Raw genomic sequence first — 21,294 nt, forward strand, 5'->3', positions numbered from 1 at the left:
CAGCGCCTGGATCGAACAATCCAAAGGATGCCCATGACCCGCCGTCCCCTCGCCCTCGCTCTCGCCCTGATCGCACTGCCGCTTGGCGCGCGCGCGGAAGACCTGCTGCAGACCTACGAACTGGCCCGCAGCAGCGATCCGCAGTTCGCCGCCGCCGAAGCCAGCCGCCTGGCCACCCGGGAAGGGGCAGTGCAGTCGCGCGCGGCGTTCCTGCCGCAGGTCGGCGGTTCGATCGGCGCGAACTACAGCGACACGACCTCGAAGCTCAACAACGGCTTCAAGGTGTCCGATGGCAGCGGCAGCCGCAGCTACGGCCTGTCGGTGGACCAGTCGCTCCTCGACTTCGGCGATATCAACCGCCATCGCTCGCAGCTGGCCCTGGCCGAAGCCGCCGACTTCCAGCTCGAAGCCGCCGGCGACTCGCTGATCACGCGCACCTCCGCCGCCTACTTCAACGTGCTGATCGCGATCGAGACCCTCGCGGCGGCCGAGGCGCAGGAAACCGCGCTGAAGAAGCAGTTCGACTTCGCCGACAAGCGTCTGGAAGTCGGCCTGGCGCCGATCACCGACGTGCACGAAGCGCGCGCCCAGTACGACCGCGCGCGCGCCAACACCATCGTCACCCGCAACGCGCTGGAAGACGCCTATCGCGCGCTGGAGGAAATCACCGGCACCGACGTGCGCGCGCTCAAGGCGCTGCCGCAGGATTTCCAGCCGCAGCTGCCGTCCTCACTCGACGTCAACGGCTGGGTGCAGGCCGCGCTCGACAACAATCCGGCGCTGAAGGCCAAGTCCCTGGAAGTCCGCTCCGCCGAATCGAGCGTCAGCGCTGCCCGGGCCGGCCACCTGCCGAGCATCGGGCTGCGCGCCACCTACGGCAACGGCCGTCCGTTCGGCGAACCCGAGCTGCCCGCCAACGCGGAATACTCCGACACCTCCACGATCGGCCTGACCGTCACCGTGCCGATCTTCGCCGGCGGCGCCACGCAGTCGCGCGTGCGCCAGGCGATCGCCCAGCGCGACGCCGCCGCCGACCAGCTCGAACAGCAGCGCCGCGCGCTGGTGCGCAACACGCGCAATGCGTACGAGACCCTTGTTGCAGGCATCAGCGAAGTCGAAGCGCGCAAGGCTGCGGTGTTCTCTGCGCGCAGCGCGTACGAAGCCTCGCAGGTCGGCCTGGAAGTCGGCACGCGTACGGTGCTGGACGTGCTGAACAACCAGCAGACGCTGTTCAACGCCGAGCGCGAATATGCGCTGTCGCGCTACAACTTCCTGCAGAACCGCCTGCAGCTGGAGCAGGCGGCGGGCACGCTGGACGTGGACGACCTGTCGGACGTGAACCGACTGCTGTCGGTCGATGCGCAGGCCAAGTCCACGCCCTGATCCGACAGGGCATCGCAGCAGACCAGAGAGGCCGCATCGCAGACGCGATGCGGCCTTTTTCATGCCTCGATGTCACGCCTCGATGTCATGCGCCGACACGCATGCCGGACCGCTGGCCGCCGGTATCAGTCCGACGAGCAGTTGCCGGTGATCGAGCAGTAGCTGACGCCCACCAGCATCCAGCCGTCCGGCGTGCACAGGTAGGTCAGGCGCAGCGTGCCGAGCGCATCGATCTGCAAGGTCTCGGCGACCGACCACAACGAATTCTCGTCGCAGGTCGGCAATTCGTTGGACTGCGCGTGCGCGACCGGCGCAGCACTGATGCCCAGGGCCATGCACACCGCGAACATGCCCGCGATGAATCCATGCTTCATGTCGAACATCCTCTGCAAAACCCGCATCGGATCGGGGGAGAGCGGGCGCGGGGCGACCCGGGAGTCGCCAGGCCTGGCCAGTGCAGCGGATCGATGCGGGGAGACTCCACTACCCTGGCACGTATCGTCGATGCCGGGCTGCCGCGCGCCTGCCGTGCGGCGCATCCAGGCCGGACGACGCGGGGCAACGGGACATCATCTTTCGATGCTAACGCCGTTCGCAGTCGGGGAGCCGGCGCCCGCAGGCGTGAAGCGCGACGTGGCGCGCAGTTCGGCCATTCGAATTTCCGATCGATCCAGCGGACGAATCGCGGCCTGCGCCGGGATCGCACGCGCCAATCGCGCGCGGCTGGATGCGTCGGCGCCTCAGCTCAGGTAGGGACGGACCAGCGCCAGCGTGCGCCGCAGCGCACCACGCCCCTGCTCCACCAGCGCACGCGCCGCGGCGGCCATCGCATCGCAACGCACGCGGTCGCCGAGCAGCGCTTCGAGGGCGGACGCCACGCTGCTGGCGTCTACTTCCACCAGGACGGCATCCGCCTGCTGCATCTGCGCGGCGATGTCGGCAAAGTTGTGCAGATGCGGACCGGTGACCACGGCGGTGCCGACGGCAGCCGGTTCGAGCAGGTTGTGTCCGCCGACCGGCTGCAGGCTGCCGCCGACGAAGGCCACGTCGGCACAGGCGTAGAACAGCATCAGCTCGCCGAGGGTATCGATCACGAAAACCTGGTCTTCGGCATCGGGCAGGACCGTGAGCGTGCGTGTGGCCACGCGCAGGCCGGTGTCGATCGCCTGCTGGGTGGCACCGCGGAAGCGCTCGGGATGACGCGGCGCCCACAGCATGAGCAGGTCGGGCCAGCGCTGGCGCAGGTGGCGGTCGATGCCGAGCACTGCGGCCTCCTCGTCGGGATGCGTGCTGGCGGCGATCCACACTGGCCGACCGGGGACACGGCGGCGGAACTCCGCGGCGAAGCGATCGATGTCCGGATCGATGCGCAGGTCGAACTTGAGGTTGCCGCAGACCTCGACCTGGTCGTCGCGCGCGCCGAGCTGCACGAAGCGTGCGGCATCGGCGGCGGACTGCGCGGCGACGCGGCGCATCGTGCGCAGCGCGCGACCGACCAGCGGACGCAGCGCGCGGTAGCCACGCAGCGAGCGTTCGGACAGGCGCGCATTGACGAGGAAGGTCGGCACGCCGAGGTCGCGACAGGCGAACAGCAGGTTCGGCCACAGCTCGGTTTCGACGATCAGGCCGACGCTGGGGCGGAAATGGCTCAGGAAGCGCTGCACCGCACCGGTCAGGTCGTAGGGCAGGTACACGTGCGACACCCGCCCCTGCCACAGTGCGGCGACGCGCTCGGAACCGGTCGGCGTGATCGTGGTGACCAGCACGCGGCGATGGGGATGGTCGCGCAGCAGGGCATTGATCAGCGGCGCGGCGGCGTTCACTTCGCCGACCGAGACCGCATGCACCCACAGGCAGCCGTCCGGCGGCGGCGCCGCGTCGCCATAACGCGCATAGCGCTCGTGCCAGCGCAGCAGGTAGGCGCGCTGGCGGAAGCCGCGCCAGACGAGGTGGTAGAGCGTGACCGGCAGCAGCAGGTACAGCGCGGCCGAATACAGGCCGCGCAGGAGGTGCTCGCTCAGGCGATCGAGGAATGCGGCCCGCATGCGGACATGATAAGCGGCCCGCCGGCGCGCGTGCCGGATCGGTCGCGAACCGATGCCCCTCCGCAGCATGCCCGTACAATGCGACCATGCCGTTCGCCTTCGACGCCCCGCCACCCCGCTCGCCTCGCCACTGGCCGATCTGGCTGGGCATCGGCGCGATGGCGCTGCTGGCGCGCCTGCCCTGGGCGCTGCAGCAGCCGCTGGGTCGCGCGCTGGGCGTGGTGCTGCGCATGACGCTGCGCGAACGGCGACGGATCGCGGCGCGCAACCTCGCGCTGTGCTTTCCCGAGCTCGACGATGTGGCGCGCGCGACGTTGCTGCGCCGGCATTTCGCATCGCTGGGCCTGGCGATCTTCGAATTCGGGCGCGCCTGGTGGGGCTCGGTGCAACCGCAGCGCGCCGGGCTGGTGATCGAAGGCGCCGAGCACATCCGCGAGGCGCATGCGCGCGGCAAGGGCGTGATCGTCGTCTCCGGCCATTTCACGACCCTGGAGATCTGCGCGCGCCTGGCCTGCGACACCGTGCCGCTCGCCGGCATGTACCGGCCCTACGCGCAGCCGGCGATGGAATGGGCGGTGCTGCGCGGTCGTTCGCGCTATGCAGCAGGCATGTTCACCAAGCAGGACGTGCGCGGCGCGGTGAAGCACCTGCGCAAGGGCGGCCTGCTCTGGTACGCGCCGGACCAGGATCCGAGCCGAGGCGAAAGCGTGTTCGTGCCCTTCTTCGGCCAGCCGGCGAAAAGCCTCAGCTCCACGCACCAGCTGGCGCGGCTCTCCGGCGCGGCGGTGGTGATGTTCCAGCATTTCCGGCGCGCCGACGGCGGCATCACCCTGCGCTTCTGGCCCGCGTTCGATCAGTTCCCGTCCGAGAGCGCCGAGACCGACACCGCGCGCGTGATCGCCGCGATCGAAACCATGGCGCGCGAGGCGCCCGAGCAGTACCTGTGGATCCATCGGCGCTTCAAGCGCCGGCCGGATGGCGAAGCCGTCTACGACTGAGGCGCCGTCGCCGTCGTCGTATCGCGCCCGAGCAGGCTGCCGGCGAACAGTGCCGCGAGCAGCAGCGTCACCCCGCCCCAGAAGGTCGAATAGAACGCCAGGTGCGTGTTGAACGGGAACACCGTCACCGCCAGCGCCAGCATCGCCGGCCAGGCCGCTTCGCGCGCGCCGGCCTCGGCATAGCGCCAGGCGCGCCGCGCCATCGCCGCGCCCGCCAGCCACAGCAGCAGGCCGATGGCACCGGTTTCGCTGAGGATCTCCAGCACGATCTGGTGCGCGTGGTGCGCCGGCCCCAGGCCCCATTCGGCGATGCGCTCCGGCTGCGGGTCGCAGGCTGGGAAGGCTTCGCGGAAACCGCGCGGACCGACGCCATTGATCGGATGCGACTGGATGATGCACCACGCCGCAGACCAGATCCGCGCGCGTCCGGACAGGGCATCGTCGACGCCGGCGGCGCTCGCCGAGGTCATCTGCGTCGTGCGCGAGACGCGCTCGCGCACCTGCGGCGACACCACCGCGAGCATCGCCAGCAGCGCGGCCCCGAACGCGAACACGCCGAGCAGCCGCTTCCAGCCGAGCAGGCGCCAGCCCGAGAGCAGCAGCACCAGGCCATAGGTGATCCAGGAGGCGCGCGATCCGGCGAGCAGCACGATCACGCCGACCAGCGCCACCGCGACCAGCCAGCCGACACGCCCGAACCGCTGCCCCGCCGCGACGAGCAGGAACGGCGAGAGGCTGGCGAGCACCACGCCGAGCTTGAGGTTGCACGGACCGAGCACGCCGCCGAGGCGATCGAGCAGCAGGTAGTCGTTCGCGTCGCAGATCGCGTAACCACGGATCGCGAGGCTGGCTGCATCCATCGCCGCGAACATCGGGCTGATGCCGCTGACGGCCTGCGCCAGCGCATCGACCGTCCACAACGCGACGATCACCGCCAGCCCGCCGAAGGTGATGCGGCGGCCGCGCGGATCGGCGACCGCGGCGGCGGCCAGCCACAGGAAGGGCAGGTAGCGCAGGTCGGCCGCGACTTCACGAAAGGCGCGCGCGGGGTCGACCGCATCGATCGCGCCGATCAGTTCCGGTGTCCAGTAGGCGAAGAACAGCACGCTGGTGAGCGCCCAGGCCTGTGCGCTGAGCAGCGCGCCGCCGCCACGGAAACGCACGTACAGCAGGCGACCGATCGCGACCAGCGCGCCCAGTGCCAGCACGCCCTCCGCCACGCCCGGTGCCGGCCACAGCGCGACGAACGCCAGCACCCAGAACGGCGCCCAGCGCCAGCCCGGCGGAATGCGTGCAGTGTCGGCAGTGGCGTCGGGCGTCATTCCGCGATCAGTTCCCGGTAGGTGGCGAGCGTGGCGGCCTGCATGGCATCCAGCGAATAGCGCTGCAGTCGCGCGGGCATCGTAGCGGAAATGTCCGCCCCGCTTCCCGTGCGCGACAGCAGCGCGCGCGCGGCGAGATGCAGGGATTCAGCGTCGAACGGCGTCACCGCGCCGGCCGGGAGCAGTTCGTGGAGGAGTTCGCCGACACCGCCGTGCGCCCAGCCCGCAACCGGTCGACCGACCGACAGCGCCTCGATCACCGTGCGGCCGAACGCTTCGGGCTTGCGCGAGACCTGCAGCACGAGATCGCTCGCTGCGTAGGCCTCCGCGATCGCGGCGGTGGGCGGCGTGATCGCCAGCGCGTCGGCGACGCCCAGCGTGGCGGCCTCGGCTTCGAGGTCGGCGATGTACTGCTCGCGTCCGGGTTCGCGCGCACCGGGCATCCACAGCCGCGCATCGAGACCATCGCCGCGCAGCGCCGCGAGCAGGGCCAGCGCGTCGGCATGGCCCTTCAGCCGGGTGCCGCGACCGGGCAGCAGCAGCAGCGGGCCATCGCCCGACAGTGCGGGATGCTGCGCGGCCACCCGCGCGCGCGCGTCGCGATCGGGCCAAGGCATAGGCGGGAACGCCGCCGGATCGATGCCGCGCGGGATCGTGCGCAGCTTCGCCGGATCGGTCGCGGGATAGTGGCGCAGGACGTAGTCGCGGACGGTGTCGGACACGCAGATCACGCGCTCGCCGCGGGTCATGATCGCGCTGTAGCGCGACGGCGAATTCAGGCCATGCACGGTGGTGACGAAACGCGGTCGCGATGCTGCAGGCAGGCCATGCAATGCGAGATGCCCGACCCAGGCCGGCAATCGCGAACGCGCATGGACGATGTCGGCGTCGAGCGTCATGAACAGCCTGCGCAGGCGGCGCACCTGGAGGAAGGTCAGCGGAGATTTGCGGCCGATGTCGAGCGCGACGTGCTCGGCGCCCGAGGCTTCGAGCTGCGGCACCAGCCGGCCACCTGCCGACACCACGACCGCCCGGTGCCCGGCACGGACGAGGGCGTCGGCGATCTCGAGGGTGGAACGCTCGACGCCGCCGGACTGCAGCGCTGGCAGCAGCTGCACCACGGTGAGGCGGCGCGGGACTTCGTCGATCCGCGATCCGGCGCCGGTCACGGCGGCCGTCGGCAGGGTCAATCGATCAGGACGTACTGCGCGCCGCAGTACGGGCAGGTGGACTCGCCGCCTTCGGCCTCGATCGGCAGGTACACGCGCGGATGGGCGTTCCAGAGGGCCATCGCCGGCGTCGGGCAGCTCAGCGGCAGGTCGGCGCGGCGCACTTCGTGGCGGCCGGTGTCGTGGCCGGGCGTGGCGTTGGCGGGGCTGGGCTGTGCGGTCATGGCGTGGGGTGTCCTGCGCGGAACACACATTTTAGCCCAGTGCATCCCGGGCTGTGCGGGTTGGCGGCATGATCGCGGTCATCCTTCCCGCACCGGATCGCCCATGTCCGCCATCGAGACCATGCGAATCGAAATCGTCGGCCGGCAGAGCTCGCACTACACCCGCGTGGTGCGGATGCTCGCGCTGGAACTGGGCATCGACGCGCCGCTGGCGCCGATCTTCGACCTGATGAGCACCGACCCGGCGACCTATGCCGGCAATCCGGCGCTGAAGCTGCCGGCGCTGCGCGTCGGCGGGGACACGGTCTGGGGCAGCCTCAACGCCTGCCGCCATCTCGCACGGCAGATCGACGGCGGCGAGGCCCTGGTGTTCTGGCCGGAAGACGCGCGCACGCCGCTGCTGATGAACGCGCACGAGATCGTGACGCACGCGATGGCCGCACAGGTGGAGGTGGTGTTCCACGAGATCGTGTCGAAGCGCCCGCCCGACGCCACCTCGCGCAAGCGTCGCGAGAGCCTGCTCGGCTGCCTGGCGTGGCTGGACGCACACCTGGACGCGATCCGCGGGCAGCTGCCGGGCGACCGCATCGCGCTGTTCGACCTGATGCTGTTCTGCCTGCTCGAACACCTGCCCTTCCGCAACCCGGTCGACCTCTCGGGCCTGCCGGCGCTCACCGCGTTCGTCGCCGACTTCGGTGCACGGGCGTCGGCACGCGCGACGCCCTACCGCTTCGATGCGCCGCCGCCGGAGGCGAGCGGGTCCTGAAACGCGAACGGGCCGCCGAAGCGGCCCGTCCATGCAAGACAGCCCGGTCGAGGACCTCAGCCGGCCGGCTTCGGCACGATCGCTTCGGTGGTGATGCTGATCTTCACGTCGTCGCTCACGTTCGGCGCGTACTTGCCGACGCCGAAATCGCTGCGCTTGATCGTGGTCGTGGCCTCGAAACCGGCGGCTTCGCGCTTGGCCATCGGCTGCACGCCGAGCTTGTTGATGGTCACGTCGAGGGTGACCGACTTGGTGATGCCCTTGATGGTCAGGTCGCCGGTCACAGCGAGCTTGTCCTTGCCGGCGGACTTCACCGAGGTGCTCTTGAAGGTGATGTTGGGGTGGTTCGCCGCATCGAAGAAATCGTCGCTGCGCAGGTGCTCGTCGAAAGCTTCGACGTGCGAATTCAGGCCGGCCAGCGGGATCGTGACCTCGACCTTCGAGTCGCCGACCTTGGCCGGATCGTAGGTGATGAAGCCGTCGACCTTGCCGAAGTGCGCGATCGGGTTGGAGAAGCCGAAGTGGCTCCAGCTGGCGACCACGTCGGTGTGGTTGGGGTCGATCTTGTAGGTCAGCGGCGCGGCGAAGGCGACGGTGGTGGCGAGCGCGAGGGCAGCAGCGGCGAGCAGACGTTTCATGGGGACACTCCTGTGGGTGGTGCGGACATGAGGCAGCATGCGGGCGCGCGGTTGCGCGCTCGGGTTGGGATCACGCGATCAGGCAGGCTTCGTCGAAGCCCAGGCGCGGCGAACGGGGGAAGATCGAGCTGGTGTCGCCCTTGCCGAGATTGACGAGGAAATTCGAGCGGATGGCGGTGCCGGCGAAGAAGGCCTCGTCGACCTTGGCGTTGTCGAAGCCCGACATCGGGCCGGTGTCCAGGCCGAGCGAACGCGCGGCGAGGATCAGGTAGGCGCCCTGCAGGCTGCCGTTGCGCAGGGCGACGGTCTCCAGCGCGGCTTCCGGCTTGCCGGCGAACCACGAGCGCGCATCGGTGTGCGGGAACAGCACCGGCAGCTTGTCGTAGAAGGCCATGTCGTAGCCGACGATCACGGTGACCGGCGCGGCCAGGGTCTTGTCGCGGTTGCCGGCGTCGAGGGCCGGGGCTAGCTTGGCCTTGGCCTCGGCAGACTTCACGAACACGAAGCGCGCCGGGCAGGCATTGGCGGCGGTCGGGCCGAACTTCAGCAGGTCGTAGAGGCGATGCAGGGTGGCGTCATCGATCTCGCCCGAGAACGCGTTGTAGGTGCGGGCGGTCCGGAACAACTGGTCGAGTGCGGTGTCGTTGAGCGGCGAGAACATCGGGCGTACGTCCTGTCGGGATGGAAACGAGGCCGGCAGTGTAGAGTCCACGCCGGGGCACCGCAGCCGTATGGCGGGAACGAATCGAATCAAATTCGGAACAATAAAGACGTTGATGGTTGATTCGCTGCAAATCTGTGCGATCAGTGATGGGCGCGCCGGGAACGCCCGTCAGGCCGAGGCACTGGCGTCCGCACTGGCCGGCGACCGGGCCGTCTCGACGCTGACCCTCGCGCCCCGCGCGCCCTGGCACTGGCTTTCGCCGCGTCGCCTGCCCGGTGCCGAGCAGGCCTTCGGCCCGGGATTCGGCGCGCTGCTCGACACCTCACCGGGCCTGGCCGTCGGCTGCGGCCGGCAGGCGGCGCTGGCGACCCGGCTGCTGCGCGAACGCGGCTGGCGGACAGTACAGATCCTCGACCCACGACTCGACCCAAGCCACTGGGACGCCGTGGTCGTGCCCGAACACGACACCCTGCGTGGCGACAACGTGCTGACCCTGCTCGGCGGCATTCACCCGGTCGACGACGCCTGGCTGGCGCGGGCCCGCGAGGATTTCGCCGCATTCGGCAAGCTGCCCGGGCCACGCACCGCCGTGCTGCTCGGTGGCACGAGCGCGCATGCGCGCTTCAATCGCATGGCGTTCGAGGTGATGGCCGCGAAACTCGAAGCGGTGCTCGCGCGCGACGGCGGCAGCGTGCTGCTGACCACCTCGCGTCGCACCGATCCGGAACTGGTCGCCGCCCTCGCCCACCGCTACGACGGCACGCCCGGCGTTGTCTGGCGCGGGCCGGACGATGGTCCGAATCCCTATCCCGGCCTGCTGGCCTGGGCCGACCGCATCGTGTGTTCGCCGGATTCGGTGAACATGATCTCCGAGGCCTGCGCGACGCGCGTGCCGGTGTTCGTGTTCGATCCGGGCCGCGTGCGCGGACGACCGCGCGCCTTCCTCGACACCCTGCTGGCACGGGATCGGATCCGGGCAATGGATGCGACGCTGGCGTCGTTCGACACCGTGCCGCTGCGCGAATGCGCGCGGGTGGCCGAGGCGCTGCGTGGCCGCCTCGGGCTTGCCGACGCCGGTCAACCGGCGCCGTAGTCCTCGTCGGTCCGCACCCGGGAGGCAGACCCGCGCTGCCTGCGCGACAGACCGACGCCCAGGGCTGCTGCCGTGGCGACGACGACCGCCGCGAGCATCGGCTTGCGCTTGAGCGCACGCACCGCGCCGAGCGCAAAGGCCGCAGCCCAGGGTTTGCGCACCAGGCTTGCGATCAGGCCCACCCAGCCGCTGCGGCCGGTCACGGCGGCGCCGATGCCGCCGGCGATGTTCGAGAAGCTGCGCAGGCGTTCGGCACCGCCGCGCACGTCGCGGATCGCCGACACCAGTTCGGCGCGTTCCACGCCGGCGCGCATGCGGAGCATCTCCATGCGCAGTCGACGCAATTGGGTCTGGTCGTCGCGACTCATGCCTCGTCTCCCGGGTCACGCCGCGGGCGGGCGGCGAAGACCGCATCGCGGTCGCTCGCCAACTCGCGCAGGGTTTCCGAGAGCAGAGGCGGCGTGGCGGCGTGCTCGACGGCCAGGGTCCGGAAGACCCAGGCCGCGAGCAGCGTGTACACCAGCGCCAGCGCGACCAGCGTGCCCCAGCCGAACTTCGGCCACAGCGCCACGGTGAGCAGCGCCGAAATGACGATCAGCGCGAGCATCGCGAGCACCGCGCCGAGCAGCGCGAGCACGATCCAGCGCAGGAAGCGCGTGCGCGCTTCGGCCAGTTCGAGGGTCGCGAACTCGACGCGGGACAGCAGCAGGGTGACCAGCGCCGCCGGGAGGCGGCGCAGGGCATCGACCGGGGAAGCCACGGCGACGCGACTCAGCGGCGCGAGACGAGCAGGCCGACGAGGAAACCGACGCCCGCCGCAATCCCGATGGCGCCCCAGGGATGCTCGTGGACGAAGTTGTCGGTGGCGCGGGCGGCCGCCCTGGTGTTGTTGGCGACGGCGGTCTGCGCATCCTGGAGACGATGCTTGGCGCGACCGAGGGCTTCGGCGGCGCGTGCGCGCAGGGCCTGGGCGCGTTCGCCGGTGGCGTTGGCGGCCTCGTCGAGGATGGCTTCGACATCTTCCAGGACGACCTTTGCGTCGGTCACGAGATCTTCGGTGTCCAGGTAATGGTTCTTCGACATGCGGACTCTCCTTGCGTTGGGGGAAATGGCGAGCGGCTCGTCCGTCGAGCATACCCCCGATCGGGGCCGCACGTGGCCGGACCGTTCAGACTCCGATCATCAAACGGTGATCAGGGACTGCCCGGCGTGCCCAGCCGCGCGCGCAGGAAGGCCATCGTCGCCTCCACGCTCTCCTCGCCGCGCTCGATCAGATCGTCGACGACCAGCTCGACCAGGTCCTCGCGGCTGCGGCCATGCAGCTCCAGCGCCTTCTCGATCCGGCCGAACAGCACCTTGCCGGTGGCATCGCCGTTCGCGCAGTCGGTTCGGTAGTCGCGCACCAGGTCCGCGAGCACGATCTTCGGCAGCAGGTAGTCGTTGATGCGGCGATGCAGCGCGATGTCGAGCCGGTCGGCGAGCCGCGCCTTGAGGAACTTCTCCAGGCTCTTCACCGGCAGGAATTCGATCTCGCCGAGGATGCCCGGGCCGAAGCGCGCGGCGTAGCGCGGCACGTCGCCCTGCACGTCGCGGTCGAGCACGGCGATCACCTGCGCCGGACGGCCGAGCAGGTTGTTGCCGGCGATGTCGTTGAGCAGGCGGATCACGTTCTGCCAGTCGCCGCAGGGCATCACGTGGACCAGCTTGCTGTCGCGCAGGCGCAGCCGATTGATCAGCCGGTCGGCCATGCGCTTGCCGAGGTCGTCTTCGACCAGCACGACGGTGTCGTAGCCGGCATGGTCGTAGACGATCTTGGTCGCGTAGTACGGGTGACAGGGATGCACGACCTCGATCGAATCGTCGGCCATGCGTTCGAGGAAGAAGGTGTTGCGCGGCCCGGCCTCGCGGATCAGCTCGACAGAATGCGTGCCGACGAAGATCGCCATGTTGTATTCGATCGCGACCTTGCGCAGCAGCGCGGTCAGGCGGACCAGCGCGGCCGGATGCAGGGCGAACTCGATCTCGTCGAGCAGGAAGATGCAGGGCTTGTTGACGTTGCCGCGATCGCGGATGCGCAGGTCGATCGAATGCAGCAGCGTGATCAGCAGGTTCTCGCCGGTGGACATCTGCGACTTGCCGATCAGCTCGTCGCCGCGCCGATAGAAGTACGGCGGCGCCTTGAAACCGTACTTGCGCCGCGACAGCTCGGGATCCAGCGTGTACAGCCTGGGATGGCGATTGCGGTCGTTGTGCAGCACCAGGCCCAGGTGCTCGCGCACGAAGTCGCTGCTCTCGACGAAGTCGGCCGGATCCACGCCCGCGAGCTTGCCGATCGTGTCGAAGCTGTTTTCCTTGAAGCGGTTGCCGAAGATCAGACTGCCTTCGTAGAAGCCCTTGATCTGGATGCCGCCCTTGAGCCGCCACGCGCGTCCGTCGGCGCGCAGCGAATACTGCTCGCTGCCGTAGCGCACCTCGATGCCGGCATCCACGACGGACGGCTTGCCGAAGTAGCGCTCGTAGCGGGTGCGGAAGAACACGGTCGCGACCGCCGCCATCAGCGTGCTCTTGCCGGCGCCGTTCTGCCCGGCGATCACGTAGAGCCCGCGCTTGAGCGGCAGATCGATGCGCAGGCGCGCGATCGACTTGAGATCGCGAATGTCGATTTCGAGGATGGGTTCGATCATGAATGGGTCCAGTGCGTCGCGATCAAGCCGGCACGCCGGCATCGGCCAGGCCGAACGCCGCGCAGGCCTCGCGCACCGTGCGGCGCGCGGACTCCAGCGCTTCGGTGGGCGCGACGATCCGCGCGCGGCGGTCCAGCGTGCACATCAGGCCGGCGCGGACCAGGACTTCGTGCGCAGCGCGCAGGCCGGTGGCGCACGCATCGTCAAACAGTCCCTCGCCGCGCAGCGCGTCGATCAGCCCGGGCGTGTCGCGTGGACGGAGCAGCGCCGGCCGCACCGCGCCATCGCGCAGGACGAGGTACTGCAGGAGGAATTCGAGGTCGACCAGGCCGCCCTCGCCCTGCTTGAGATCGAAGCGCTCCGGCGTGGAGCGGTCGAGTTCTGCGCGCATCCGCGCACGCATCGCGCGCACGTCCTCGCGCAGCGCGGATGGTTCACGCGCACGGGCGAGGATCTGGTCACGCACGCATTCGAGCGCGTCACGCAGCGCGGGATCTCCGGCGATGGCATGGGCGCGGACCAGCGCCTGGTGCTCCCAGGTCCAGGCGCGGTGGCGCTGGTAGTCCTCGAAGCGTTCCAGCGTCGAGACGAGCAGGCCCTTGGCGCCGTCCGGGCGCAGGCGCACGTCGACGTCGTAGAGTCGGCCCGCGCCGGTGGGCGCACCGAGCAGGGCCACGATCTTCTGCGCCAGGCGCGCGCTCCAGCGCGCGGCGTCGACCGGACGCGCGCCTTCGGACATCGCATCGGCCGGCGCGTCGTAGACGAAAACGACATCGAGATCGGAACCGAAGCCGAGTTCGCGCCCGCCCAGGCTGCCGTAGCCGAGCACCGCGAACTCCGCCTGCGGAATGCAGCCGTGCTGCGCTTCCAGTTCGCGCAACGCGAGCGTGCAGACCGCTGCGAGGATCGCATCGGCGAGCGCCGCGAGCATGCGTGCACTGGCGACGCCGTCCTGGCGACCGTCGAGGCAGGCCAGCGCAATGCGGAAACCGAAGGCCTGGCGCACTTCGTTGAGGGCGAGCAACGCGCCTTCGGAATCGTCCTGCTGCAGCGCCTGCGTGCAGGCCTGAGCGAACGCGTCCGACTGCGGCAGCGGGCCGGCGACGCGCATGTCGAGCAGTTCGTCGAGCAGCAGCGGATGCGCGGCCAGGCGTTCGCCGAGCAGCGCGCTGCGCGCGAGCACGTCGACCAGCCGGGTCAATGCGGCCGGCTGCTCGTCGAGCAGCGCCAGATAGCTGGCACGACGCAGGATCGCATGCAGCACCGCAAGCAGGCGGCGCAGCGCGAGCAGCGGCTCGGGCGAGGTCGCGACCGTGGCCATCAGCGCCGGCATCAGCCGATCGAGGCGACCGCGCGCGGCGTCGGACAGGTCGCGCACGCCGGGCGCGCGCGCGAAGTCGCGCAGGGCCTGATCGACGGCCTCGACATCGGCGAAACCGGCGTCGGCCAGCGCATCGCGCGGCGTGTCCTCGGCGCCGTCGCGCAGGGCGCGCCAGTACAGCACCAATGCATCGGGCTGCGCGGCACGCCGGCGCGGCGCCAGCAGGGCCTCGAATTCGCGGCCGACGCGCTCGCGATGCATCTGCAGCCGCGCGTGCAGCGCTGGCCAGTCGGGTTCGCCGAGGCTGCGCGCCAGTCGCTCGCGTTCGAGCGGATCCTCGGGCAGGCGCTGCGTCTGCGCGTCGCGCAGCATCTGCAGGCGGTTCTCCAGCACGCGCAGGAAGCGATACGCGGCGAGCAGGGCCTCGCAGGCCTCGTCATCGAGGTGGCGCGCATCGCGCAACGCGCGCAACGCGACCTGCAGCCGACGCTCGCGCAGCGCGGGCTCGCGACCGCCGCGGATCAGCTGCAGCGCCTGGGCCAGGAATTCGACTTCGCGGATCCCGCCGGGTCCGCGCTTGATGTCGTCGGCGAGGTCCTTGCGCGCGACTTCGGCGGCGATGGTCGCCTTCATCTCGCGCAGGCCGTCGAGCGCGCCGTAGTCGAGATAGCGGCGGTAGACGAACGGCCGCAGGGCCTGCAGGAAACGCTCGCCGGCCTCGATGTCGCCGGCCACGGCGCGCGCTTTCTGCCAGGCATAGCGTTCCCAGTCGCGGCCGTCGCGCTGGAAGTACTGCTCCATCGCGGAAAAGCTCAGCGCAATCCGCCCGGCGCTGCCGAACGGACGCAGGCGCAGGTCGACGCGATGGCAGAAGCCTTCTGCGGTGACTTCGTCGAGCAGCTTCGCGAGCTGCTGGCCGAGCCGCGCGAAATAGTCCTCGGCGGCGAGCGCGCGCGTTCCGTCGCTGTCGCCGTCGTGCTCGTAGGCGTAGACGAGGTCCACGTCGGAGCTGAAGTTGAGTTCGCCGCCGCCGAGCTTGCCCAGCGCGTAGACCACCAGCCGCACCGGATGGCCGTCGACGTCGCGCACGGTGCCGAAGCGCTGCGCGAATTCCGCCTCCAGCGCCTCCAGCGCGATGCGCAGGCAGGTTTCGGCCAGCTGCGACACACCGGAGAGCGTCTGGTCCAGCGTGTCCAGGCCCTGCACGTCGCGCCAGATCAGGCGCACCGATTCCGCGCGGCGATGGCGACGCAGCAGCGTGCCCCAGTCGGTGCGCAGGGCGGGGTCGAGCACCGGCGGCGCGGCGGGCATCGCGCCGCCATCGGCGAGCAGGCCCGGCAGCAGCGCCGGCTGCTGCACGCAGACGTCGATCGCGAAGTCGCTGGCCAGCGCCAGCGCACGCACCTGCGCGAGCAGGTCGGCGTCGTCGAACGGCAGGTCGGGAAGCGCCTGGCGCAGGCGCGAGAGCGCGCGGTCGAGGTGGGCATCCAGCGCGGTGGTCGGGGGGTCGGAAGCGTGGCTCATGCGCCGATTGTGGCATCCCGGCGGGCGCGCTCCGCGCAAATAAAAAGCCCGCCCCGGTCGAACCGGTAGCGGGCCTGCTCCCTCCCCCACGTCGGGATGCCGGCGCATCCTGAAGGAAGGCTGAGGGCAACGCACGCTGCAGTGCAAAATAGGACTCGACAGTTCAGCAATGGGCTGCAACAGATCTGCGTACACGATCGGAGGACAAGCGTTCCACGCAGCGTCCCGGCGGACGCACACGTCGACGACACCGCAGGACATGCGCATGCGCATCCACCATGCAGTCGTGCATCCAGACGAGGAAAACAGGGGGTTACGCGATGATGACGATGCTCGTCACGGAACGAAACATCCGATGCGCAATCGTTGGCGTCTGCTCAAAACCTTTCCATGCCTCTCGCCGGTCCTGCGGGTTGTGCCGCAGGCGCCCGTTGGGCGTCGGGCGCCTGCGGCACAACGAAAGGGAGCGGGAAGCCTCGAACAGGCGCTCAGAGCAGCCCGAGCCTGCGCGCTTCGTGCAGCGCCTGCGGCAGGCTGTTCACCGACAGCTTCTCGTAGAGCCTGCGCACGTGGGTGTAGACGGTGGAGACCTGCACGCCCAGCAACCGCGCCGCCTGGGTGAACGTGCAGCCCTGGTCGGCCAGCACGATGATTTCGCGCTCGCGCGCGGTGAGGCGGATGGCCGTGGCGGGCATCTCGTGCATCGCGTGCCCGGGCGCGGTGTCCGCAGGTGCCCGGCAGGTCGCGCGGGCGTGGGCGACGAGCGCCCGGACGGCGGTGGCGGTGAGCGCGGGCATGCCCGAAGCGGCGGCCCGCAACGCCCGGGCCAGTTCCTCGGAGCCGTCGTGCAGGTAGAGCACGCCATCGGCGCCTGCGGCGATGGCACACAGCGACGTGCCTGCGTCCGTGTCGATGCAGACCGCAAGGCGCCGCCCTGCCCCGTCGTCGAGCGCCGCCAGCACGCGCGCTGCGGCGTCCCGACCGTCGACCGCGACCAGATGCAGGTCGGCCGGCGACGGCTCGGCGCTGTCGGGTACCCAGGGCCCCATCTCGATGCGTCCACCGGACGTCGAACAGGCACGCAGGGCCTCGATCAGCGGCACCGGCAGGCCGTGTGCGAATCCGCTGGCCCGAACACGGGGCCAGGCCGGCATGGAAGGGCGGCCATCCATGGCCTCCCCGGCAGCGTTCCCAGCTCCTTGCCCGGGCGCGCTGCCACCCGTCGCCTGCATGTGCGGTGTCATTCCGATCCCTGGATCCATCGCGTCCCTGCTCCTCAGCGTTCCTGCATTGCCGGCGACCATCCCGGTCGCCCTGGTTCGCCACCGCGCATCCGCAGCGGCGGCAGACATCCTATGCGGGCCGCGTGACGCGTACAGCTGCGGACCCGGGGCGATTCCGGGACGAAATCGATCGAAGCCCCGCCGCACGGGCGTTCCGCTGCCCCACGAAAAAGCCCCGCGTCGCCGCGGGGCTTGTCGGGAAGGGCTGCGCCCCCGATCCGCTCAGGACTTCGGCGGGTTGTAGGTGTCGAACCAGGCCTTGACCTGCTGATACCAGAAGACCGAGTTCTGCGGCTTGAGCACCCAGTGGTTCTCGTTCGGGTAGTACAGCAGCCGGGTCGGCACGCCCCGGTTGAGCAGGGTGTGGTAGAGCTCGAGGCCGTGGTTCACCGGCACGCGCAAGTCGGTCTGGCCGTGGACGACCAGGGTCGGGGTCTTGAACTTCGCGGCGGCCAGGTGCGGCGAGTTGCGCTCCAGCACCTCGCGGTTGCCCGGCTCCCAGTAGCCGCCGAAGCGCGGGGCCTCGGCCGAGAAGTCGGCGGCGTACTGCGAGTACAGGTTGTAGACCGCGGCGTGCGCGACCAGGGCCTTGAACGGGTGTTCGCGGCCCAGCAACACCGTGGTCAGGTAGCCGCCGTAGCTGCCGCCGCCGGCGACCATGCGGTCGCGGTCGATCCACGGCTGGGCCTGAAACCACTCGGCGGCCTTGATCACGTCCTGGTAGGGCTGCTCGGCCCATTCGGGGTTGATCGAGTCGGCGAAGGCCTGGCCGAAGCCCGAGCTGCCGTGGAAGTTCGGCCAGGCGGTGACGTAGCCCCAGCTGCCGAAGACCTGGGCGTTCCAGCGGAAGGCCATGCCGTCGGTGATGGCGTTGTGCGGGCCGCCGTGGATCAGCATGAAGAACGGGTACTTCTTCGATTTGTCGAAGCCCGGCGGGTAGTTCACCCACATCTGGATGTCGCGGCCGTTGGCGCCCTTGTAGGTCACCGACTCGTAGGTACCCAGGTCGGTGGCGGCGAGCAGGGCGTCGTTGATCGTCGACAGCTTGGTCGACGCGCCGGTCTTCGCATCGATGCGCACCAGGGTCGGCGGCTCGATGAAGCTCTCGCGCAGGCCGAACAGGCGGCCGTCGTCGGTGACGGCCAGCGAGCCGTGCGAGCGCTCGGCGGTGACCTTGCGCGGTGCGCCGTCCAGCGGCAGCTCGTACACGCGCACGGTGCCGGCATCGTCGATCGCACCGTACAGGCGGCGGCTGTCGGCGGCCCAGACCAGCCCGGCGGCGCTGCGGTCCCAGTCGGCGAACAGTTCGCGCGTGGTGCCGGCCTTGCGATCGAACACCATCAGCCGGCCCTTGTCGGCGTAGAAGCCGCGAATGCGCTGCTGGACGAAGCTCAGGTGGCGGCCATCCGGGCTGTACAGCGGCGACCCATCTCCGGCCTTGTTGTCGGCGGTGAGGTTGCGCGCCTGCTTGCCGCCGCTGCCGTCGGCCTCGATGGCGACCACGAACACGTCATTGTTGCTGCGGTTGATCGCCGGGTCGGCATCGGCGACGAAGGCCAGCTCGCGGCCGTCGGGCGACACCGCGAAATGCCCCCCCGCGCCCTGCACCGATCCGCGCGGCAACTGGTAGCCGCTGGGCTGGGTGAGCGCCCGGATCGCGGGCATCTCGGCATTCGCCGCCGCGTCGAAGGCGACCGAGAACACGTGGAACTGGCGCTCGTCGAGGTACTGGTCCCAGGCCGTCACCGGGCCGGCGTCCCAGACCATGCCGGTCATCTTGCGATCCTTGCGCTCGTCGAGGCGCTTGCCCTGCTCGGCCAGCGGCAGGTCGGCGAACACGCGCGAGACGAAGGCCAGGCGCTTGCCGTCCTCGAACCACTTCGGACTCTGCACGCCGGTCGCCAGCTTCGTCAGCCGACGGGCCTCGCCGCCGCCCAGCGGCATGACGTACAGCTGCGGCGCCTTGTCGTCGCCGCGCTGCGAGGTGAAGGCCACGTACTTGCCGTCCGGACTGATCGCCGGCGAGCCGTCGCTGGCGGCATCGGTGGTGAAGGCGCGCTGGCCGCTGCCGTCCGCATTCCAGACCCACAGATCGGAATAGGCCTTGTCCTCGTCCATCGCGAACCGGGTCACCGGCGCGATGATCGTGCGTCCATCGCGCGACACCGTCGGCGCGCCGATGCGCTGGAGCTTCCAGCTGCGCTCGACCGTGAACGGCTCCTTCTTCGCCTGCGCCATCGCCGCCGGCATCAGCGCCGACTGCGCGCCGATGCAGGCCAGCGCCAGCAGCGCGACCGCCATGTTTCGCATCACCATCACACCCTCCGGAAAAAACGTGCCTACGTGTCGTCGTCCGCGCGGACGTGCCGCGCGGCCCGCCAGCATGATGCCGCAAGGCATGTGCCGGGACACCGTGCCGAAGGCTGCCCGCATGCCGGCAAGGACGGCAAAGCGCGCACCCCGCCGACGGGCGGGATGCGCGCTTCGAGGGCTTGCACGGAAGGCGCGCGACCGACTCCGGAAGGCCGGTCGCGCCATCGCCTGCCTGTCAGACCGGGCAGGACGCGGCCGTGGAACGCACCAGCATCCCCGCCGGGATCGAGATCAGCCCGGGGATGAAGTTCTGCACGCTCCAGCTCACCGTGCGGTTGGTGCTGGCAGTACCCAGCACGCGCTCGGCCAGCACCTTCTCGGTGATGCGTCCGGCCGGGATGAACGGCGTAGTGGTCGTGCTGGTGTTGCACTTGATGTAGGCCTGGACCACGGACGACCCGGTCACGCCGGCCGTCGTGATCTTGAAATCGCCGTCGTAGTGCCGGGTGGCCGCGCCGCCGGTGTAGGTCGCGCAGTTCTGGCCGCCGGGATACGCGGTGAAGACCAGCTGCACACGCATGCACGAGGTGCTGTTGTTGGTCACGTTGTAGGTGACGTTGTATTCGGCACCGTAGTTCGCGGTCGAGAACTTGTCGCTGTCGCGGTCGGCCGGGCGGCCGGCGGCATAGAGCGAGGTGTTGCTGGAGTAGTAGCGCAGGGCCAGCGGACGCTGGGCGTCGCCCGAGGGCGAGACCGGCGAACCGGCCGGCGGGTCGCAGACGCCGCTGGGCATGGTGACCGGCGACGTGCTCGCCGCACGGAGCAGGTTGGCCGGCGCCGCCAGGTAGCGGTAGCCGAACGTCTGTCCGGGCGCGGTGAAGCTCACCGGCACAGTGCCGTTCCATTTGTTGTACTGGTAGATGCCGGCCGGACGGCCCCAGCCGGTCCAGTTGTATGTGCCGTCGGTGTTCTGCGACTGGCGGCTGGTGCAGGGCGTGCCACCGAGCACGTTGGTGGTGCCGTCGGCGTTGTAGGTCGTCGGCACGTTGCCCCAAGCGTACAGCGACTTGCCGAGGTCGTTGGCGGCGGTGGCCGTGGTGATCGTGGCCGGTGCGGCCACCAGTCGCGCGCGCAGGCAGCCGCTGGACGCACGGAAGGTGATGCGCGCATCCAGCGACGCGCCCTTCGGCGTGCTGCCGCCGCGCAGCTGGAAGATCTGCGTCGGCCCGGTGATGGTGCGTGGCGCCGAGGTGGGCACGTTGATGATCGTCGAACCGTTCGTGCTGCCCACCCAGCTCGGCATCGCGCCGGTGACCAGCACGCGCGCGACCGAGTAGCTGGGGCTGCGGCCCGGATCGAGCGTGTACGCGGCCTGCTCCAGGATGTCGCGCTGCGAGATCGCCGCGCCGTACGCGGTGAAGGTCGCGCTGGCGCCGACCGGCTCCAGGATCAGGAAGATGCGATCGACCCGGGCATCGGTGCCGACCGGATCGCCGAGGATGTGGTGCATGTAGAACGAGAATTCGCGCATGCCGCCGGCGGTGCACCCGCTGTCGAGGGTGGTCGCGCCGGTCAGTCGGCGGGTGACCTTGCCGGGGTCGACCGAGTTCATCGCATCCATGCCGAGCAGCAGGCCGGCACGATTGACCGATTCGGGATTGTTGCTGACCAGGATCGGCGCGCCCTGCATGCTGCCGGGCAGCGGACTGAGCTGCGAATAGGTCTGGGCGTGGGCGGTCGCGGCGGACAGCAGGGCGGTCGCGGCGGCGAACCGCAGCGTGGTGCGGAAAGATTCCTTCATGTGGACGGTTCCATGTGGGGCCGCCTCGCCGGACGCAGGACGCGCTCCGGACGATCGCGGCGGGCT

At 70.1% G+C, this 21,294-nt stretch carries 19 protein-coding genes; 4 read left to right on the plus strand and 15 right to left on the minus strand.

The window, feature by feature from the left end:
* Positions 1-33 precede the first annotated feature (33 nt).
* Positions 34-1,383 carry a TolC family outer membrane protein gene (locus ACFQ0E_RS18030; protein ID WP_386826208.1) on the plus strand — a complete coding sequence of 450 codons (1,350 nt, stop codon included), beginning with the start codon at positions 34-36 and terminating at the stop codon, positions 1,381-1,383.
* A gap of 125 nt (positions 1,384-1,508) precedes the next feature.
* On the opposite strand, the gene ACFQ0E_RS18035 is transcribed toward ACFQ0E_RS18030, so the two are convergent.
* Both ACFQ0E_RS18035 and waaA read right to left on the minus strand, forming a co-directional pair.
* The gene (locus tag ACFQ0E_RS18035) at positions 1,509-1,757 is read right to left on the minus strand and encodes a hypothetical protein (RefSeq protein ID WP_386826210.1); all 249 of its coding nucleotides are present in this window, start codon (positions 1,755-1,757) and stop codon (positions 1,509-1,511) included.
* 366 nt (positions 1,758-2,123) lie between these two features.
* Positions 2,124-3,428, minus strand: coding sequence for a lipid IV(A) 3-deoxy-D-manno-octulosonic acid transferase (gene waaA / locus ACFQ0E_RS18040; RefSeq protein WP_386826212.1), 1,305 nt, complete (start codon positions 3,426-3,428; stop codon positions 2,124-2,126).
* Between the two features lie 86 nt (positions 3,429-3,514).
* On the opposite strand from waaA, the gene lpxL reads away from it, so the two are divergent.
* Positions 3,515-4,426: an LpxL/LpxP family Kdo(2)-lipid IV(A) lauroyl/palmitoleoyl acyltransferase gene (gene lpxL, locus ACFQ0E_RS18045; RefSeq protein WP_386826214.1), complete on the plus strand. Its 912-nt coding sequence runs from the start codon at positions 3,515-3,517 to the stop codon at positions 4,424-4,426.
* Here lpxL and ACFQ0E_RS18050 read toward each other — a convergent pair.
* The 3 genes from ACFQ0E_RS18050 to ACFQ0E_RS18060 are packed head-to-tail and all read right to left on the minus strand — an operon-like array spanning position 4,417 to position 7,141.
* Positions 4,417-5,748: an O-antigen ligase family protein gene (locus ACFQ0E_RS18050; protein ID WP_386826216.1), complete on the minus strand. Its 1,332-nt coding sequence runs from the start codon at positions 5,746-5,748 to the stop codon at positions 4,417-4,419. The genes lpxL and ACFQ0E_RS18050 overlap by 10 nt on opposite strands.
* Complete coding sequence (locus tag ACFQ0E_RS18055) at positions 5,745-6,896, minus strand: glycosyltransferase (RefSeq protein ID WP_386826275.1); 1,152 nt, start codon at positions 6,894-6,896, stop codon at positions 5,745-5,747. The genes ACFQ0E_RS18050 and ACFQ0E_RS18055 overlap by 4 nt, the downstream gene beginning before the upstream one ends.
* 38 nt (positions 6,897-6,934) lie before the next feature.
* The gene (locus ACFQ0E_RS18060) at positions 6,935-7,141 is read right to left on the minus strand and encodes a zinc-finger domain-containing protein (RefSeq protein ID WP_386826218.1); all 207 of its coding nucleotides are present in this window, start codon (positions 7,139-7,141) and stop codon (positions 6,935-6,937) included.
* A gap of 103 nt (positions 7,142-7,244) precedes the next feature.
* Here ACFQ0E_RS18060 and ACFQ0E_RS18065 point away from each other — a divergent pair, with 103 nt between their 5' ends.
* The gene (locus ACFQ0E_RS18065; RefSeq protein WP_386826220.1) at positions 7,245-7,907 is read left to right on the plus strand and encodes a glutathione S-transferase family protein; all 663 of its coding nucleotides are present in this window, start codon (positions 7,245-7,247) and stop codon (positions 7,905-7,907) included.
* A gap of 56 nt (positions 7,908-7,963) precedes the next feature.
* Here ACFQ0E_RS18065 and ACFQ0E_RS18070 read toward each other — a convergent pair whose 3' ends face one another.
* Complete coding sequence (locus tag ACFQ0E_RS18070; RefSeq protein WP_386826222.1) at positions 7,964-8,584, minus strand: YceI family protein; 621 nt, start codon at positions 8,582-8,584, stop codon at positions 7,964-7,966.
* 31 nt (positions 8,585-8,615) lie between these two features.
* Positions 8,616-9,206 carry a malonic semialdehyde reductase gene (locus ACFQ0E_RS18075; protein ID WP_386826224.1) on the minus strand — a complete coding sequence of 197 codons (591 nt, stop codon included), beginning with the start codon at positions 9,204-9,206 and terminating at the stop codon, positions 8,616-8,618.
* Positions 9,207-9,321: 115 nt separating this feature from the next.
* On the opposite strand from ACFQ0E_RS18075, the gene ACFQ0E_RS18080 reads away from it, so the two are divergent.
* Positions 9,322-10,302, plus strand: a complete 981-nt coding sequence (locus ACFQ0E_RS18080; protein ID WP_386826225.1) for a mitochondrial fission ELM1 family protein — start codon at positions 9,322-9,324, stop codon at positions 10,300-10,302.
* On the opposite strand, the gene ACFQ0E_RS18085 is transcribed toward ACFQ0E_RS18080, so the two are convergent.
* From ACFQ0E_RS18085 to ACFQ0E_RS18120, 8 genes are all read right to left on the minus strand, one after another.
* A complete protein-coding gene (locus ACFQ0E_RS18085) occupies positions 10,287-10,670 on the minus strand; it encodes a hypothetical protein (protein WP_386826226.1) in 384 nt (127 codons plus the stop codon). The two genes, ACFQ0E_RS18080 and ACFQ0E_RS18085, sit on opposite strands and share 16 nt — an antisense overlap.
* Positions 10,667-11,062, minus strand: a complete 396-nt coding sequence (locus ACFQ0E_RS18090) for a phage holin family protein (protein ID WP_386826228.1) — start codon at positions 11,060-11,062, stop codon at positions 10,667-10,669. The genes ACFQ0E_RS18085 and ACFQ0E_RS18090 overlap by 4 nt, the downstream gene beginning before the upstream one ends.
* 11 nt (positions 11,063-11,073) lie before the next feature.
* Entirely contained in the window at positions 11,074-11,385 is a 312-nt protein-coding gene (locus ACFQ0E_RS18095; protein ID WP_386826230.1) for a DUF883 family protein, read from the minus strand.
* A 110-nt stretch (positions 11,386-11,495) separates the two neighbouring features.
* Entirely contained in the window at positions 11,496-12,986 is a 1,491-nt protein-coding gene (locus tag ACFQ0E_RS18100; RefSeq protein WP_386826232.1) for an ATP-dependent nuclease, read from the minus strand.
* Positions 12,987-13,008: 22 nt separating this feature from the next.
* On the minus strand, positions 13,009-15,831 hold the full coding sequence (glnE, locus tag ACFQ0E_RS18105) for a bifunctional [glutamate--ammonia ligase]-adenylyl-L-tyrosine phosphorylase/[glutamate--ammonia-ligase] adenylyltransferase (RefSeq protein ID WP_386826234.1): 2,823 nt from the start codon (positions 15,829-15,831) through the stop codon (positions 13,009-13,011).
* A gap of 488 nt (positions 15,832-16,319) precedes the next feature.
* A complete protein-coding gene (locus ACFQ0E_RS18110) occupies positions 16,320-16,985 on the minus strand; it encodes a helix-turn-helix transcriptional regulator (protein WP_386826236.1) in 666 nt (221 codons plus the stop codon).
* A 351-nt stretch (positions 16,986-17,336) separates the two neighbouring features.
* On the minus strand, positions 17,337-19,430 hold the full coding sequence (locus ACFQ0E_RS18115) for a S9 family peptidase (protein ID WP_386826238.1): 2,094 nt from the start codon (positions 19,428-19,430) through the stop codon (positions 17,337-17,339).
* Positions 19,431-19,662: 232 nt separating this feature from the next.
* Positions 19,663-21,228 (minus strand): hypothetical protein, encoded by a 1,566-nt coding sequence (locus ACFQ0E_RS18120; protein ID WP_386826240.1) that lies wholly within the window; start codon positions 21,226-21,228, stop codon positions 19,663-19,665.
* Positions 21,229-21,294: the final 66 nt, after the last annotated feature.

Source organism: Lysobacter brunescens, assembly GCF_042677005.1.
In the GTDB taxonomy this organism is placed as follows: Bacteria; Pseudomonadota; Gammaproteobacteria; order Xanthomonadales; family Xanthomonadaceae; genus Lysobacter_I; species Lysobacter_I brunescens.

Coding starts and splice junctions, on each gene's coding strand:
- ACFQ0E_RS18030 (WP_386826208.1), top strand. CDS start 34: ATGACCCGCCGTCCCCTCGCCCTCGCTCTCGCCCTGATCGCACTGCCG.
- ACFQ0E_RS18035 (WP_386826210.1), bottom strand. CDS start 1,757: ATGAAGCATGGATTCATCGCGGGCATGTTCGCGGTGTGCATGGCCCTG.
- waaA (WP_386826212.1), bottom strand. CDS start 3,428: ATGCGGGCCGCATTCCTCGATCGCCTGAGCGAGCACCTCCTGCGCGGC.
- lpxL (WP_386826214.1), top strand. CDS start 3,515: ATGCCGTTCGCCTTCGACGCCCCGCCACCCCGCTCGCCTCGCCACTGG.
- ACFQ0E_RS18050 (WP_386826216.1), bottom strand. CDS start 5,748: ATGACGCCCGACGCCACTGCCGACACTGCACGCATTCCGCCGGGCTGG.
- ACFQ0E_RS18060 (WP_386826218.1), bottom strand. CDS start 7,141: ATGACCGCACAGCCCAGCCCCGCCAACGCCACGCCCGGCCACGACACC.
- ACFQ0E_RS18065 (WP_386826220.1), top strand. CDS start 7,245: ATGTCCGCCATCGAGACCATGCGAATCGAAATCGTCGGCCGGCAGAGC.
- ACFQ0E_RS18070 (WP_386826222.1), bottom strand. CDS start 8,584: ATGCTGCCTCATGTCCGCACCACCCACAGGAGTGTCCCCATGAAACGT.
- ACFQ0E_RS18075 (WP_386826224.1), bottom strand. CDS start 9,206: ATGTTCTCGCCGCTCAACGACACCGCACTCGACCAGTTGTTCCGGACC.
- ACFQ0E_RS18080 (WP_386826225.1), top strand. CDS start 9,322: ATGGTTGATTCGCTGCAAATCTGTGCGATCAGTGATGGGCGCGCCGGG.
- ACFQ0E_RS18085 (WP_386826226.1), bottom strand. CDS start 10,670: ATGAGTCGCGACGACCAGACCCAATTGCGTCGACTGCGCATGGAGATG.
- ACFQ0E_RS18095 (WP_386826230.1), bottom strand. CDS start 11,385: ATGTCGAAGAACCATTACCTGGACACCGAAGATCTCGTGACCGACGCA.
- ACFQ0E_RS18100 (WP_386826232.1), bottom strand. CDS start 12,986: ATGATCGAACCCATCCTCGAAATCGACATTCGCGATCTCAAGTCGATC.
- glnE (WP_386826234.1), bottom strand. CDS start 15,831: ATGAGCCACGCTTCCGACCCCCCGACCACCGCGCTGGATGCCCACCTC.
- ACFQ0E_RS18110 (WP_386826236.1), bottom strand. CDS start 16,985: ATGCCGGCCTGGCCCCGTGTTCGGGCCAGCGGATTCGCACACGGCCTG.
- ACFQ0E_RS18115 (WP_386826238.1), bottom strand. CDS start 19,430: ATGGTGATGCGAAACATGGCGGTCGCGCTGCTGGCGCTGGCCTGCATC.
- ACFQ0E_RS18120 (WP_386826240.1), bottom strand. CDS start 21,228: ATGAAGGAATCTTTCCGCACCACGCTGCGGTTCGCCGCCGCGACCGCC.